Raw genomic sequence first — 15,983 nt, 5'->3', positions numbered from 1 at the left:
TGTCCTTTATGGGGCGTGAACTGTGGATCAAGGGATAAGGCGCGGGATCAGCGGTCAGCCGGCATTTACTAACTTGCTATTCGATAGACCACGGATTCGCTATCCGTTTGAATAAGGGTGCAAGAATAGTGGACAGTTTTGAGCAGCAATAGAGGGGCAATCCCGATGAGGCAATCAAGTGCGACGAGGGAATTTCGGCTTGAGTGCAATCTGCAGCGCACGATGCGGGCGCTTGTTTTGTGGCTTGCCGCACTCGGAATTGGGCCCGCTTGCGGCCAGGGCGAGGAGGGTCTTGTGTGGCCGACCAACAGCCGTGAAATCATCCAAATCTCCCTGGAGAAGGACTGTTTCGGCTGCAGCAGCGGCGAACGCTTGGTGCTGCGCCGGGACGGCCTCGCCAGCCTGACTTCGACCGGCAAGGCCCGCCACCAAACCGAAGATGTCAGCCGCCATGGCTCCGTCAGCGAAGCGGATTTCGATGCTTTGGTGCGACTCACTTTGGCACAGGGCTTTTTGGCGATGCAGGCGGTGTATGAGGATCCGCAGATCCGCGACGGCGCCTGGGCAGTGATCAGCATCGAGTGGCGTGGCGGCGCCACCCGGCAGGTGTTTCGCAGAGAGAGCCAGGGCCCCGAGGCGTTCAATGTCATTGAATCCGCGATGCAGGCCGCGCGAGCCCGGATCGACTTCAGGTGAAAGCACCCGTGGGGTTTTAGCCGCGCTGCACACAAAGGGCGGGATTCCCCTCTTGTCCTAGTGGGCGCCCGAATGGAAAACTCAAGCCCTGCAAGACCGGAGCCTTCGCCGACAAGGCGAAGGTTCGGCTTGCCAAACATTTATCTATGTCATTAGACGTTAGGCGCCGGCGCAAAAAGCCGTTGCGGACTCGACGCCAATTTAGCCGCCTACAGGGCAGAGGAGAACATCAGCATGACCAGCCGGCCCACGTTGAAGAAGAGTTTTTACAGCGCTTTGCTCTTGGGCGTCTTCGGTGTCTTGGGTGCTTTGTCTGCACCCGCCTTGGCCGCCGACCCGACCTTGTCCATCGTTGCCTCGGCAAATCCCGCCGTGCAGGGCTCGGTGATTGATCTGAATGTGTTGATTTCTGACGTCAGCGATTTGTTCGCTTACCAGTTCACGCTGTCCTTCAATGCGGCGGTACTGCAGGCGACGGGCGTGACGGAAGGCGGCTTTCTGGCCAGCGGCGGCGGCTCGACATTTGCAGACGGCGGCAGCATCAATAATTCGCTCGGTTCCATCGACTTGGTGTTCAACACCTTGCAGGGCGCCGTGCCGGGTGTCAGCGGCAGCGGCAGCCTGGCGCATATCAGCTTCAATGTATTGAGCGTTGGCAGCAGTGTGCTGAACTTCTCTGATGCCATCTTCCTCAATTCGAATCTGGGTGATGTGACGGTGACGACGCAGCCGCTGACGCTGCAAACGGTGGCCGTGCCCGAGCCGTCGACCTATCTGCTGTTCGGTGCCGGCCTGGCCGGCTTGGCGGCCTTGCGTCGCCGGGCGGCCTGATCAGACATCAAAAGCCGGATCTTCACCCAGATCCGGCAAGCGCCGAATGATCTCGCCGGGGACTATGCCTCGCGTCACGCCGGCGCTGAAGCCCGGTATGCCGACGCTGGCGCGCAAGGCATTGAGTCGGTTCATCCAGCCGCGCAGAAACACATTCAGTTCAGGCTTGGCTTCGACCAGGCGCTGGTAATAGCTTTCGCGCGCATTGCAAAACATCGGCAGCGCGCGGGCCGGGTCACAGCATTGAACGGCATTCAAGGTCGCAGGGCCGAAGCCGCCATCGACCGCGCAGCCCACACTGCCTTGCAAAAAGCCCACGGCTCGCCCGACGCCCATATTGACGGCGGTGTCGAAGACGGCCAGATCCAGTTTGTCCTGCACATCGCCGCAGCGCGCCGCGCGCCAATAGTTCTGTTCGTAAATGGCGGCCATCTCGCTGTCCTGCAAGTCGCGCACCGAGCGCTGAGGCTGGCCGTACTTGGCTCGCCAGCTGTCATAGACCTTTTGGGTGACACCCTTGTTGGTGGCGCCACCGGGGTCGGCGGGGTGGTCGACAAAGCCACCCTCCCAGCGCAATACAAAGGGCAAGGACGTTGCAAATGACATGGCGTGCTCCTGGGCTGGGTGGGGACTGATTGTGCTGCCGCAGGCTTCCCTGGGCACTCCCTAGAAGTTCGACAAATAGAGCGCTTAGCCCTGTTTGCTATGCGCTTGACCGCGCAGCAATAGGCGGCATGATGGCTGCATCTACTTTGCGGATTCGCGCCATGTCAAGTCAGCCCAGTCAGGCGACCCGGTCCTCGCCCCATGTGCAGCGCATGCACCAGATCCTCCTCTGGCCGCTGCGTTTGATGCCCTTGGGCGAGGAGCCGGGCGCGCCGCGACGCCCTTGGGAGCTGCTGCCCCAAGGGCAAAATGGCGAACCCAATGCCGGCCCCTGGCATGAGTTGGTCGACGAATACACCGGCGACCCGGCCAGCTTTCACGAACGCCACTACCAGGAGTTCGTGACCTTTTTGCCCTATGTGCAGCGCTTTCTCTATGGCGACGGGCGCTCACCCGGCAGGCCGCAAGACGGGCGCAGCGAAGCCGGCATGAAGGTGTTCCGGCGCCGTGATTTGGCTCAGCTGCGCGTCTGCCCCAGGCCCGGTGCCGCGCCGCTGACGCTGGATGTCGTCCACGTGGACCTGTACTTCTTCTTCGACGTGGACGTGGTGCTGCTCAATGTCGAGGTTTGCACCACCGATCTGGAACTGCGCCAGGCGCAGGAGCTGCTGTACCGCTTGGGCCGCGCTTACCCGTCCGGCTGGGACGCGCAAGGCTTGCCCTTGCATAGCCTGGCCAGCGCCGAATGGCTGGATGCACAGGGTCAGGTCTTGTCGGCCTCGGATGCGCTGGAGCGCGAGCATTACATCGCGCAAGTGCAGGAGCACCGTGCGCCTTGCATTGCCGAGCATTGGGCCTTTGTGTTGCGCCCGCTGGTGGTCGATCATTCGGCCGAAGCCGGCGCGCTGCGCTACCGTCAGATCGAGTATTACCGGATGCCGATGATGGCTTACCTGGCGCTGGATGAGCCGCGCGCCTTGTCGCGCAGCGAGATGGTCAGTCTGGGGCTGGTGACGGGGCCGGCAGCGCAAGCCGGCGTGCAAGAGCTGCCGTTCTCCGAGCAGCATCTGCACGATTTCGAAAGCAAGTATTGCTATGACCGCTTCTGGAGCGATGCCGGACCCGCACCGAATACGCGTTACTTGTGCGGTGGGCACTCCTTGGTGGTGATCGGCCGGGCGGACTCGGCTTTCTTCAGCTGCCGCGACCGCGGCGTGCTGGCGCAGTTCCGCCATCAGCATTTTTTGATCTTTCTGATTGCGCATTTCCAAAAGGCTTCGCTGCTGATGTTCTCCGACCGCCTGGTCGAGGCGTTGCGGCGCTTGAACGTGCAGGATGCCGAAAACGTGCGCCGCTTCAAGCGTGCGATTCGCTCCAGCTTCGAGGGTTTTTTGCGCTTCTCGCACCGTTACTGGTTCCACGAGGTGGCCGAGCAAGCGCAGTCGCGTGCCTTGTTTCGCATGTGTGCAAATCATCTGGAGTTGCCGGTGCTGTACGCTGAGGTCAAGGAGCGCATCACCGATATGAGCGCCTATCTGGAAACCGACAGCATTCGTCGCCAGGCCAACACGGTGGTGCGTCTGACGGTGGTGACGATTTTTGGTCTGGTGGGCACCATCACGACCGGATTCTTGGGCATGAATTTGCTCGCCGAGGCCGAAGCGCCGCTGAGCGAGCGTCTGCTCTACTTTGCCGTGGTGATGGTGGCGACCTTGGCGCTGACGATTTACACCATGGTCAAGTCCAAGCGCTTGTCGGACTTCCTGGATGCCTTGTCGGATGAGCGTATGTCGGCTTGGAACAAGTGGCGTGCGTTTGCGGCCGTATGGCGCAGCGGCAAGGATTGAGTCTATGAGCGAAAATCAGTCGCTTGCTCACCCACTTGGCCCTTGCCGATGTTCACAGATCTGATTCCCGACAGCGCGCCACCCGAGCCTCCAGCAGCCAAGGCCGATGCCAAAGCGCGATTCTTGCGCCTGCTGGAAACGGCGCTGGCCAACGCCACGTTCGCCAAATTGCTGTTGAGCAAATATGTCGGCAGCGAGGCCCAGCTGGACCGGCTGATGGTGCGCGAAGTGCTGTTGCGCGGCGAGCGCCAGCTGTCCTTCCTGTGGCGCTATCAAACCCGCGACATCACCAAGAACCACCCAGTCCCCGAGGCGCTGGCGATTTTGTCCGAGCTGCTGGGTGCGCAGTTCCACAGCGCACATCTGCAAACGCAGAGCGAGGAAGTGCAACTGGTGTTCAGCCGCAAGGGCCGGCCCAGCTTGCGTCTGGGCAAGGTGCCGGCGGCAGCGCTGCCGATCGCTGCTGAGTTGAAAGGGCAGGCAGGCCATGACAAGGAAAAGCTGCGCTATCTGGAGTTGAGCCGGCCCTTCTGGCTGGATCTGGGGGTCACGCATCTGGTGCGCGCTGTTGGGGATGAAAAGGCGCAATTGGTGCCGGCGATGTCGCGCAAATGGAAACAGATCAACAAGTTCATCGAGATTTTTTCAGCCGCCTTGAAGTCTTCCGGCCTGAGCGACAGCCCGGATGTGCATGTGGCCGATTTCGGCTCCGGCAAGGGCTATCTGACCTTTGCCATGCATGACTGGTTGCGTGCGCAGGGCAAACGTGCCGAGGTGACCGGCGTCGAACTGCGCGACGATATGGTCAAGCTCTGCGGCGCGGCCGCGGCCAAGCATCAGATGACGGGCCTTCGTTTTGATCAGGGCGATGTGCGCAGCTACACACCGCTGAGGCTGGACGTCATGATCGCGCTGCACGCCTGCGACATCGCCACCGACTATGCGATCCACTTCGGCCTGCGCGCCGGCGCCAAGGTCATCATGTGCTCGCCTTGTTGCCACAAGCAGGTGCGGCCGCAGATGCAGACGCCCACTCTCTTGCGCCCGCTTTTGCAGCATGGCATCCATCTGGGCCAGGAGGCCGAAATGGTCACCGATGGTCTGCGCGCGCTGCTGCTGGAGGCCGAGGGTTATGACACCCAAGTGTTCGAGTTTGTGGCGCTGGAGCACACCAGCAAGAACAAGATGATTCTGGCCGTCAAGCGCGCGCAGCCGCTGAGCGCGGCAAGGCGGTCGGAGCTGCAAGCGCAGATCGCCGAGATCAAGCGCTTTTACGGCATCCGCGAGCAGGAGTTGCAGACGCTGCTGGCGGCTTGAATTGAGCGCGCTGCTCGGGAAAACCCGAGCTTTGCCATGTGGCGCAGCTATGATTTCGCACCTCCGCTGACGGTCACGCTCAAGTCATGCAAGACAAACGGTTTTTCCCTCAGCAAGTTCTTGACGGCCGCACCAATCGCTGGGATTGGGCCTTGCTGCCGCTGGTGCTGGCGCTGCTCAGCTTGCTGGCCCTGGCCGGCTCGCAGATGGCACAGCCTTTCCATTTGGGCGAGGTGTTGCCGATCAGCCTGGACCCCGCTGTCTTACCTTATTACTTGCTGCGCACCACGCTGCGCATGTTCCTGGCGCTGGGTGCTTCGGTGCTGTTTGCCTGCGCTTTCGCCGCGCTCGCCGCCAAGTACAAGGCCGCCGAACGGGTGCTGGTGCCCTTGCTGGACATTCTGCAGTCGATTCCGATTCTGGGCTTTTTGTCGATCACGGTGACCGGCTTTATCGCGATCTTTCCGGGCAGCTTGCTCGGCGTTGAATGCGCGGCCATCTTTGCTATCTTCACGTCGCAGGCCTGGAATATGGCCTTCAGCCTCTACCAGTCGATGCGTACGGTGCCGGCCGAATTGCAGGAGGCCGCCAGCATTTTTCAGCTCTCCGGTTGGCAGCGGTTTTGGCGACTGGAGTTGCCGTTCGCGATGCCGGGCCTGCTGTGGAACATGATGATGAGCATGTCCGGCGGCTGGTTCTTTGTGGTCGCCTCCGAGGCGATCTCGGTCGCCAATCAAGACATCAAGCTGCCCGGCGTCGGCTCCTATATCGCGATGGCGATTGCCGCGCGCGACTTGGCCGCGATCGGCTACGCCATCCTGGCGATGCTGATCGGCATTCTGCTGTATGACCAATTGTTCTTCCGTCCGCTGCTGGCCTGGGCCGACAAGTTCCGCTTTGAAGAGTCGGGCAATGAGCAGGTGCCGAACTCCTGGCTGCTGACTTGGCTGCGCCGTACGGCCTTGTTGCAGCGCGTGGGCGTGTTGCCCGGGCGCTTGTTGGTGGCCAGCTTCCGGTGGACGCGCCGGCGTTTTGACGGCACATCGATACGTGCTCGCCCGCAGCCAGGCAATCCGCTCTGGGCGCGGGCTTGGGATGCCGTGCTGGCGGCCGCCGTGCTGTTCGCGCTGTGGCATTTGCTGCGCTTTATCCATACCGAGGTGGGCTGGGCCGAGGCGGCCCATGTTTTCAAGCTCGGGGCCTACACCTTGCTGCGCGTGCTGCTGTTGATCGCGCTGGCCTCCCTGATCTGGGTGCCGATCGGCGTGTGGATCGGCCTCAACCCGCGCATTGCCGGTCGGGTGCAGGCGCTGGCGCAATTCCTGGCGGCCTTCCCGGCCAATCTGATGTTCCCGGTGGCGGTGATGCTGATCGTGCACTGGAAGCTCAACCCCGACATCTGGCTGTCGCCGCTGATGGTGCTCGGCACGCAGTGGTATATCTTGTTCAATGTGATCGCCGGTGCCTCTCTGATCCCGTCCGAGCTGCGTTTTGCGGCCCAAAACTTGGGCCTGCGCGGCTGGTTGAAATGGCGTCGTTATCTGTTGCCGGCGATCTTTCCGAGCTATGTGACGGGTGCTATCACCGCCAGTGGCGGCAGCTGGAACGCCAGCATCGTGGCCGAATATGTGTCCTGGGGCGACACCACCTTGCAGGCGCAAGGCCTGGGCAGCTATATCGCCCACATGACTTCGATTGGTGACTTCCCGCGGATTGCCTTGGGCATAGGCGTGATGTGCGTGTTCGTGATGGCGCTCAACCATTGGGTCTGGCGGCGGCTGTACGTGGTGGCGGAACAGCGCCTTCATTCTTAAGGATTTTTCCTGATGACAAGCTTGATTGAATTGAAGAAGGTCGCCAAGAGCTTCAAGTCCTCGGACGGCAGCATGCGCTCGGTGCTGGAGGACGTGGACTTCCAGCTTGACAAGGGCGAGATCGTCGCCTTGTTGGGCCAATCGGGGTCGGGCAAGTCGACGCTGCTGCGCATCATGGCGGGCCTGATCCCGTCCGATGGCGGCGATGTCCGCTATTGCGGTCAGCCGGTGTTCGGGCCGGCCGATGGCATCGCCATGGTGTTTCAGTCCTTCGCGCTATTCCCCTGGTTGACGGTGCAGCAAAACGTCGAACTCGGTCTGGAGGCGCGTGGCGTCAGTGCGCCTGAGCGCGCCAAGCGTGCCAGCGCGGCGATCGACATGATTGGCCTGGCCGGCTTCGAAGGTGCTTTGCCGCGCGAGTTGTCGGGTGGCATGCGGCAGCGTGTCGGCTTGGCGCGGGCCTTGGTGATGGAGCCGCAGGTACTGCTGATGGACGAGGCTTTTTCGGCCCTCGATGTGCTGACCGGCGAGCGCTTGCGCAATGAAATCTTGACGCTGTGGGGCAGCGGCCAGATGCCGACCCAGGCGATGTTGGTGGTCTCACACAATATCGAAGAGGCGGTCATGATGGCCGACCGGGTGCTGATTTTTTCCAGCAATCCGGGCCGGGTGAGGGCGGAATTGCCGATCAGCCTACCGCGTCCGCGCCACCCCGACAGCGCGGAAGTCCGCTTGCTGATCGACGAGGTCTACGCCTTGATGACCGCAGGTGCGGCGGCCTCCGACCAGGTGCAAGAGCCGCGCCCGCATTTGTCCGACCGCTTGCCCGAGGCCGATGTGGGCCGCATGGAAAGCCTGTTGGAACTGCTGATCGACGAACGCTTCAAGGGCCGCGCCGACCTGCCGCAGCTGGCCGAAGAGAGCGAACTGACCGACGAAGATCTGCTGCCCTTGGCCGATGCCTTGCACCGGCTGGGCTTGGCGCAGCTGGAGCGCGGCGACATCTTGATCACGGCGCTGGGGCAAAGCTATGTTGACGGTGACCATGAGTTGCGACGCAAGCTGTTCGGCCAGCAGTTGATGGCCCATGTGCCGATCGCCGCCTTCATCCGCCACAGCCTGGAGCAAGAGCCCCATGGCGAGCTGCGCGAGGAACCCTTCCTCAAGCTGCTGCATGAAAGCATGGACGAACATGAGTCGGAGCGCGTGCTGCGCGTGGCGATCGAATGGGCCCGCTATGGCGAAGTGTTCGAGTACAACTACCATACCGGCATGATTCATCTGCCGGAGTCCGGCGAAGATTGAACCAAGCCCTCGCCGACCGGCACAAGTTCAGCGCAGGCTGTTCTTGTAGATCTTGCCGTCCTTCATGATGACGAGGAAGTTCTTGGCCGCGTCGGCCACCAAGTCGATATTGGCGATCGGATCACCGTCGACCAAGATCAGGTCGGCCATCGCGCCTTCCAGCACCACGCCCAACTTGCCGGGGTAGGGGCTGCGCGCACCCGACATCGCCAACAGCTCGGCATTGCCGCTGGTGGCCATCTTCAAGACTTCGACCGGGCTGTACCAGCGCACCATCTGCGCCAGCTGCGCGCCTTGGGTGGCGGCGGCCTTGGCGTCGAACAAGGTGTCGGTGCCCCAGGCGGTCTTGATCTTGTACTTCTTGGCCAAGGCGTAGGCAGTGTCGGTGCCGGCCATCATCTGTTTTTGCTTGATGCGGTTCGGAGAGCCTTCGGCGAAGGCCGATTTGCCGTTGTCGATAAAGGGCTGCAAGCTCCACCAGATGCCTTTGTCGGCCATCAGTTTGGCGGTAGCGTCGTCCAGCAGCTGGCCATGGTCAATGCACTTGACGCCGGCTTCGATGGCCTGGCGCACCGCGCGCGGCGTGTAGGCATGCACCGTCACATAAGTGCCCCAGTTCTCGGCGGCCTCCACCCCGGCGCGCAGCTCGGCCGTGGTGTACTGGGTCACATCGAGCGGGTCATAGCTTGACGAGACGCCGCCGCCGGCCATCATCTTGATTTGCGAGGCACCCAGTGCCAATTGCTCGCGGGCGCGCTGGCGCACCATATCGGCGCTGTCGGCAATCATCGCGGCACCGACGCGTTCGCTGTGGCTGAAGTCACCCGGCCGAGCGGGCATATCGTTAGGCAGGCGGAAGTCGCCATGGCCGCCGGTTTGTGAAATGAAAGCGCCCGCAGGCCAGATGCGTGGCCCGGTGGCCAAACCCATATCAATGCCTTGTTTGAGGCCAAACGCGGGGCCGCCCAGATCGCGGATGCTGGTGAAGCCGCGCATCAAGGTGTTTTGCGCCTCCTTGACCGCAGCCACATTCACAAAGCCCACATCCGACATCAAAATCGCCGCCTGTGGCAGAGATGAAAACATGATGTGGGTGTGGGCATCGATCAAACCCGGCATCAGCGTGCGGCCACCACTTGCGATTCTGACCAAGTCGACGTCGGCAGGCACGGTGATCGGCGCTGCGGAGATCGCTTTGATTTGGTTGCCAATAACCAGCACGTTAGACGGGCCAGAAAGCCGATCGGCGTTGCCATTGAAGATGCGCACGTTCTCGAACAACACGGCGCTGAGCTTGGGCGCTGCGGCTGCCGCTGGCGCGGCTTCAGCATCGGCCGGGCCGGCGCCGTGAGCCAAGGCTGCCGGCAGGCCATGCGCCAACACGCAGGCGGCCAAGAAGGACTTGATGATCAGGGGACGGCGGCAAATTGGCATTGAAATCCTTGGTGGTGGCTGAGCGTGGCTAATATTTTGCATGGTCTTTGTGCTGCCACTTGCTGCTATTCTTGCTCACGGAGTTCGGGCTGGCGCAGACATGGAGCATGTACATGAGTGATATTGGCCAGGAGCGCCAAGACCTGCAGCCGATCGCAACGTCCAGCGATGACTTTATTGGCGCAATAGCGGAACTTGACCACCAACTTGCCATTGGCGAGCACCGCAATGCACAGCAGCTGTTGCAGGCGCTGCAGGCCCAGGGCGCGCTGCAGCCCGGCGAGTTGCTGCGCCTGGAAGAGCGGCAACTTCGCCTGCGTTTGAGTCTGGATCAGGAAATTGGTCTCGAACTACTGGATCAAGTCTTCGCCCTGCTTGAGCGCGCCGAGCAGCTAGGCGACGATTTGCCCTTGGCCGAGGTCCTGTGTTGCCTGGGACGGTTTCAGAGTCGCGCTCATGTGATCGCGCTGGCCTTGCAGTCGGTGGCTCGCGCGGAAGCGCTCTACACGAGGCTGGGCGACGAGCGAGGTCTGCACATCTGCTTGATGCTGGTTTGCAAGTTTTTGCATGACGAGGCCATGCATGAAGAGGCGATTCGCAGGCTGGAACCTTGGGTGCTTGATGAGGCGAGCTTGAGCCGGCTGAGCGCCGATGATCGCTACACCTTGATCATCAGCTTGGCGGCAGCCTATTCCTTTGTCGACCGTATGGCGGAATCGACCGTGCTGCAGGAGCGCGCGTATGCGGAATCCAAGCGTTTGCAGATTCCCAGCCGCATCTTCCGCGATGCCGTCAACCTGGCCAATAAGCGACTTTGGGAAGGCCGGCTGGACGCGACCCGCGCCTTGCTGGATGAGGCCGAAGCCCTGCTGCCGGCGCATGAGATTCAAGGCCTTCAACTCAGCTTTCTGCTGCAAAACCAGGCCCTCTATCTCTGGAAGACCGGTCACCATGCGGAGGCGATTGCACGCTTCAAGCAGGCCCGTGACAGCGCCCTAAGCCATGCCCAATGGCCTATCCTGACGCGCGCCTTGCTGCGCCGCGCCGAATGTGCCGAGGAAGCCGGACTGTGGGCTGAGGCCCTGAGTGCGCGCCGCGAGCAGGTGGAACTGGCTGAAAAGCAGCTCAAGACCTTGCAGCAAAGCAGTGGCCGCAGTTTGATGAGCATGCTCGGCCATGTGCGCACCCAGACGCAGAACGACTATCTGCGCCAGCATGGCAATGCGTTGGAGCGCGAGTTGGCCGAGCGCAACCGGGAGTTGGAGGCCACGCTTTTGCATCTGCAAAACGAGGTGCAGGTGCGGCGCCAAACCGAGGCGGCGCTGCAGGAAGCGCGCGATGCGCTGGAGCTCAAGGTTGAGCAGCGCTCGCGCGAGTTGGCGCAGGCCATGCGCTTGCTGCTGGAGCTCGAGAAGCAGAGCGCTTTGGGGCATTTGGTGGCCGGCGTCGCCCATGAGTTGAACACGCCCATAGGTAACGCCTTGCTGGCCACCAGCACCCTCAGCGAAAGTCTGCCCGCGCACGTCCAGGCCTTTGAGGAGAACCGTCTGCGTCGGTCGGACATGAGTCGCCACCATGCCGAGTTGGCGCACGGCTTGAGCATCACGCTGCGCAGCTTGGCGCGGGCCGCCGATCTCGTCAGCCGCTTCAAGGCGCTGGCGCAAGAGCAAAGCAACGCGCAGGTGATCCAGTTCCGGCCCCGTCAGGTGCTTGAAAACACCTTGGCCGTGATGGCTCCCGCCTTGCGTGCGGAGCAGGTCGACTTGCAGTACGACAGCCAAGTCGACAGCTGCGTGCATGGCGACCCTGGCGCTCTGGGTCAGGTATTGGCGCATTTGATCGATAACAGCCTGGTCCATGGCTTCAAGAATTGGCCTCAACCCCATCGGCTGATGGTCACCGAGTCCGAGCAAGATGGCCGCTATGTGCTGCGGATTGAAGACAACGGCCGGGGCGTGGCGCCCGAACATTTGTCGCGCGTCTTTGACCCCTTCTTTACCACCCAACTTGGACAGGGCTCATCGGGCCTGGGGCTGCACATGGTCTACCGGCTGGTGACCTTGGATTTGCAGGGCAGCATTCACTTGAACAGCAGGCCGGGCCAGGGCTGCATCGTCGAGTTGAGCCTGCCCCTGCAGATTTGAATCGCAAAAAAAGACCCCGACCGAGGAGAGTCGGTCGGGGTCTGTCAAAAGCGCGTGACGCTGCCCGAAGACATGGCTAGCTCGATGCTGAAATGATCTGGGCTAGCTTGTGGGGCTGCAGCGTTGAGGGTTGTTGCGCTGGCAGCGCTGGGCCGGGCAAACCGGCGAGGGCCTGCAGCCTGGGCGCTATAGGAAGTGATTCCGGCTTGGCCTAGGAGGCCGGCGGCGCGGCCTCCAGCACCGGCAGTTGCAGGGCGCCGCTAGCGGATGGGCTGCGGCATTGCTTGGAGCGGTGTTGCGTCGTCATGGGCTGTATTTTCACTCTCCGGCGCGGCGCAAAAACCTCAAGAACCGGGCCCAAAGCTTGCCAACTTGTGGGCTGGTTTTTCCCGGCTTTTCCTGACTTGGCGGTTCGAATCAATGCTGGTGCGTGCCCGGCGCTGCAGCCGGTTTGGTCAGCAGCAAACGCACGGCCGGCGCCTTCAAGCCCTTGGTCGAGTCGCCCTCGCTGGGCAAGTCAGCCCAATTCCATTCGCCCTTGACGCAGCTCTGGCGCACCTTGAACCAGATCGGCCCAAGCGCCTCGGGCAAGATGCCGCGCACGACGAACTCGTCGTACCAGGCGTCTTGCAAATAGGCGTCTTCGCTCTTGGCCGTCCAGCTCACCTCGACCAGCTCATCGCCGATCATGCGGCCATGGCTCTCGTAGGGCTTGGCCAGCGCTTCGCGCTTGAGCTCCAGCGCCCAACCGGCCTTGGGGCTGGGCTTGGCGCCGCGAAAGCCGGCCGGTAAGGTCAGCGTGATGCGAGTGGTGGCCGAGCCCTCGCAGCCATGGCCGACGCGCAGCACCGCTTTGTAAGGTGTGCCGGCGACGGCCTCGGCCTGCTCCAGCGTGACATGGGCTTGAGCGGCCGGCACAAAGGCCAGTGCGAGCAGCAGGCGGGTCATTTTCAACATGATTTTCTAGCTCCGATCAAAGGTCAAACTTCAGCTCAGCGTGGTAAGTGCGCTGCGGGTAGGGATGGAAGGCCCAGTAGCGGTAGTTGTTCAGGTTGTCGATGCCGCCCGCCACGGTCCATTGCTTGGCCACGCGCCACTGCAAGCGCAGGTCGGTGGTGAAGAACTTGGAGAAGCCTTGGTAGGTGAAGCCGTTCGGGTCGCTGTTATTGAGTGTGCTGTATTGCGGGCCCGAGTAGCGCAGGCCGTAGCTGGCGCTCAGGGCCGGGGTGATTGCATAACTGGCCACCAACGTGGCGCGCCATTTGGGCACGCGCGGCTGCTGTTTGCCGATGGTGTCGCCGGGCGTGCTGACGAAGCCGGCGTTCTCCAGAATCTCGGAATCGGCATAGGTCAGGCTGCTTTGCAGCTCCAGGCCGCGAACGAAGAGGTCCTCGGCGCTATAGGCCAGCTCGATCCCGACCGTGCGGATGCGGCCAATGTTTTGCACGCTGCTGATGGGCTTGGCCGGGTCAGCTGGATTGGCGCTGAGCTGCGAGTACAGCGCGTCGCGGGTGTCCTCGTGGAACAGGGTGCTGCGCAGCTGCTGTTTGCCGCTGCTCCAGGTGGCACCCAGCTCGCTGGTCCAGCCCTTCTCGGGTTTGAGGGTCGGGTTGGTGCTCGGGTCGCTCGGCACATAGACGCCATTGGCATTGACGCCGCCCTGGTACAGCTCACCGGCGGTAGGCATGCGCACCGCCCGGCCGGTTGAGAGCTTGAGCGTCCAGCTCTCACTCAGCTCATAGCCCAGCGCCGCCTTGGGCGACAGATAGCGCTCCTTGCGGGCCTCGAAGCTGACCGGCGTGCCATTGGCGGCCGTCTTGCTGCCATCCAGCGCCTGCCACTGCTCGGCGCGCAGGCCGATCACGCTCTTGAGCTGCGGGCCGATCGTCCAGGCGTCCTGCACAAAGGCACTGCTGAGCTGGGTCTTGCCGCTGAAGTCGGTGAACAAGGCTCCGGCTGCGCCGCCCAGCCAGTCGGCCGTGTCGGAGACTTTCTGGCGCCAGGCATAACGCTCATGCTGCAGGCCAAAGTCTAGCACATGCGCGCTGCCGTCCGGGCGCCAAACGCCCTTGGCGGCGAGCGAGCTCCAGCCGGTGCCGCTCAGATCGGTGATGCGTCCGGGGCCGCCGGTGTCGGCCGCCGGCTTGCTCAGGCTCTTGGGCGCGTTCGGTGCGCGCGCTTCGTCTTGGCGGTAGTCATAGCTGCTGGCGGCCAGCTCGAAGTCAAACACGCCGCGTGTCTGGCTCTTCAGCGCCAGGCCATGCATCAGATGCTCCAGCCGGTCGCGGTTCTGGCCAAAGTCGGTGTTGGCGACCGCGTATTGCTTGCCGTCGATGCCGATGTTGGCCCCGCTGTAGACGGTGTTGCCGCCCGCGTCACGCAGATAGCTGGCGCTGCTGCCGACGGCCTTGTTGTTCCACCAGCCCAGGCTGTAGCTGGCGCGCAGCTCGGGGTTGAAGTCATAGGCCAACTTGAGCTTGGCGTGGTCTTGCTGGGTGTGATAACTGGTGCCGGCGCCCAGAATCTGCCAGGGCGTGTTGCTCTTGTCGGCGTCCAGCACATTGCCCGTGACCGCCACGGTCTGTGCATTGACGGGTTTGCCGGTCGAAGTGAGCTTGGTGATAAAAGTCAGCGGCTGGCCTTCGCTGTCCAGATGGTTGACGTTGACCCACCAGGCCAGCGCGCCGGCGCGGTCGCCGATCGAGGCGCTGGCTTGGTAGCCGCCGTAGTTGGCCGAGCTGTTGTAGAGCTCAAACGGTTGGTGAAAGATGCCGACCTTGGCATGAGCCTCAAAAGTTTTGGGGCTACGGGTCTGGTAGTCCACCACCGCGCCGACCGAGTTGCCCGAGTAAGCGGCCGAGAAGGGGCCGTAGAGCACATCGACCCGCTCGATCTCTTCGGGCGTGACCATGCCCCAGCGCGGGGTGAAGCCGGCGCCGTTGCCGAGCAGGTTGGAGAGCTGGATGCCGTCGGCAAACACCAGCGAGCGCGCGCTATTGCCCGTGCCCGAGGCGCGAGTGGACAGCACCGCGTGGTTGTAGTCGCCGATATAACGCTTGCGTACCAGCAAGCTGGGCAGGTACTTCAGCGCATCTTGCGCGTCGGTCGCGTTGATCGTGCGGGCGATCTCCTCGGCCGTGACGCTCTCCATGGTGGTGGGGATATTGCTTGGCAAGGAGCGCGTGGCGTTGCCGGCGATCAAGACGATGCCGAGATTGCGGGTCGGGGTGGCGGCATTCGCATTGTTCGCATCGACATTTGCCGCGCCATTTGCCGCGACTTGGGCGGCCTCAATTGCGGCGCTTGTTGCGGGGGCTTCATCATCGCCACAATCTTCGCAGGCGAGGGCTGCAGAATGAGGCAGGCAAGCAAAGGCGGCGGCCAAGGCCATGCTCAGCATGGTGGGTTTGAACAGGGTGTTCATGTTTGGAAATCGATTCGATCGGCGCCCAAGCGCCGGCCTAGTTTTGTTGATTGACCGGGCGGGCGTGGGCAGTACAGGGGAAGGAGGCGGGCGCGGGCTAGGCCGGCCGCTCTTTCAGCGCAGGTGAATCAGGCCAGCGCGAGCGGTGGTGCGCGAGATTGCGCCGGCGCCCAGGCGTGGGCACTGTTGGGTGCGCTGTAGAAGCGCTCCGGCATTTCGAAACTCAGGGGCAGCAAAAGCACCGTGCTTGCAAGTGCTGCCGGCGGCGGTGCCAGGTCTTGCGTATGCAGCGCGCAATAGGGGCAGTTGGCGAACAAGCCGTGCACCGATGTTTGCGAGTCTTGGCGATCCGCCTGCGCCGCCAATACCGAACTGGAGGCTCGCGGTGAGATCACACTGCTGCGACACACTTGGCTCCAGGCCGCCACATCGCCACGGGCATGAGCCAAGGCCTGCGACAAAGCAGGCATCAGCGCAGCCAGCAAGAAGGTCATGACGACCAGCCAGCGGCTTAGGGTTGTGGGCTTGGAGAATCGGAGGTGCACGGGCGGGATTCTAGCGAGCT

General features: G+C 62.5%; 12 protein-coding genes. 7 read left to right on the top strand and 5 right to left on the bottom strand.

Annotated elements, in window-relative coordinates; all coding sequences use genetic code 11:
* Positions 1 to 294 precede the first annotated feature (294 nt).
* Together LNV09_RS04520 and LNV09_RS04515 are read left to right on the top strand one after the other, a co-directional pair.
* On the top strand, positions 295 to 696 hold the full coding sequence (locus LNV09_RS04520; protein ID WP_263555892.1) for a hypothetical protein: 402 nt from the start codon (positions 295 to 297) through the stop codon (positions 694 to 696).
* A gap of 234 nt (positions 697 to 930) precedes the next feature.
* On the top strand, positions 931 to 1,527 hold the full coding sequence (locus tag LNV09_RS04515; protein WP_263555891.1) for a cohesin domain-containing protein: 597 nt from the start codon (positions 931 to 933) through the stop codon (positions 1,525 to 1,527).
* Here the strand turns inward: LNV09_RS04515 and LNV09_RS04510 are convergent, their stop codons facing one another.
* Positions 1,528 to 2,133: a glycoside hydrolase family 108 protein gene (locus tag LNV09_RS04510; RefSeq protein ID WP_263555890.1), complete on the bottom strand. Its 606-nt coding sequence runs from the start codon at positions 2,131 to 2,133 to the stop codon at positions 1,528 to 1,530.
* Between the two features lie 161 nt (positions 2,134 to 2,294).
* Between LNV09_RS04510 and LNV09_RS04505 the strand changes: the two genes are divergently transcribed.
* The 4 genes from LNV09_RS04505 (at position 2,295) to LNV09_RS04490 (ending at position 8,416) form a co-directional block, all read left to right on the top strand.
* Entirely contained in the window at positions 2,295 to 3,980 is a 1,686-nt protein-coding gene (locus LNV09_RS04505) for a magnesium transporter CorA family protein (RefSeq protein ID WP_263555889.1), read from the top strand.
* A 48-nt stretch (positions 3,981 to 4,028) separates the two neighbouring features.
* The gene (locus tag LNV09_RS04500; RefSeq protein WP_263555888.1) at positions 4,029 to 5,297 is read left to right on the top strand and encodes a class I SAM-dependent methyltransferase; all 1,269 of its coding nucleotides are present in this window, start codon (positions 4,029 to 4,031) and stop codon (positions 5,295 to 5,297) included.
* A gap of 86 nt (positions 5,298 to 5,383) precedes the next feature.
* A complete protein-coding gene (locus LNV09_RS04495) occupies positions 5,384 to 7,111 on the top strand; it encodes an ABC transporter permease (protein WP_263555887.1) in 1,728 nt (575 codons plus the stop codon).
* Between the two features lie 9 nt (positions 7,112 to 7,120).
* A complete protein-coding gene (locus LNV09_RS04490) occupies positions 7,121 to 8,416 on the top strand; it encodes an ABC transporter ATP-binding protein (RefSeq protein WP_263556278.1) in 1,296 nt (431 codons plus the stop codon).
* 27 nt (positions 8,417 to 8,443) lie between these two features.
* Here the strand turns inward: LNV09_RS04490 and LNV09_RS04485 are convergent, their stop codons facing one another.
* The gene (locus LNV09_RS04485; protein WP_263555886.1) at positions 8,444 to 9,850 is read right to left on the bottom strand and encodes a metal-dependent hydrolase family protein; all 1,407 of its coding nucleotides are present in this window, start codon (positions 9,848 to 9,850) and stop codon (positions 8,444 to 8,446) included.
* Positions 9,851 to 9,963: 113 nt separating this feature from the next.
* On the opposite strand from LNV09_RS04485, the gene LNV09_RS04480 reads away from it, so the two are divergent.
* Entirely contained in the window at positions 9,964 to 11,994 is a 2,031-nt protein-coding gene (locus tag LNV09_RS04480) for a sensor histidine kinase (protein ID WP_263555885.1), read from the top strand.
* A 417-nt stretch (positions 11,995 to 12,411) separates the two neighbouring features.
* On the opposite strand, the gene LNV09_RS04475 is transcribed toward LNV09_RS04480, so the two are convergent.
* The 3 genes from LNV09_RS04475 to LNV09_RS04465 form a co-directional block, all read right to left on the bottom strand.
* Positions 12,412 to 12,951 carry a YcnI family copper-binding membrane protein gene (locus tag LNV09_RS04475; RefSeq protein ID WP_263555884.1) on the bottom strand — a complete coding sequence of 180 codons (540 nt, stop codon included), beginning with the start codon at positions 12,949 to 12,951 and terminating at the stop codon, positions 12,412 to 12,414.
* A 16-nt stretch (positions 12,952 to 12,967) separates the two neighbouring features.
* A complete protein-coding gene (locus LNV09_RS04470) occupies positions 12,968 to 15,418 on the bottom strand; it encodes a TonB-dependent receptor (protein WP_263555883.1) in 2,451 nt (816 codons plus the stop codon).
* Positions 15,419 to 15,546: 128 nt separating this feature from the next.
* Positions 15,547 to 15,963, bottom strand: coding sequence for a DUF2946 domain-containing protein (locus tag LNV09_RS04465; RefSeq protein ID WP_263555882.1), 417 nt, complete (start codon positions 15,961 to 15,963; stop codon positions 15,547 to 15,549).
* Positions 15,964 to 15,983: the final 20 nt, after the last annotated feature.

The sequence above is a fragment of the Paucibacter sp. B2R-40 genome, from assembly GCF_025717555.1.
Lineage (GTDB): Bacteria > Pseudomonadota > Gammaproteobacteria > Burkholderiales > Burkholderiaceae_C > Paucibacter_A.
The sequence above is the reverse complement of the archived record's forward strand: the minus strand, read 5'-3'. Positions and strand labels throughout refer to the sequence as shown.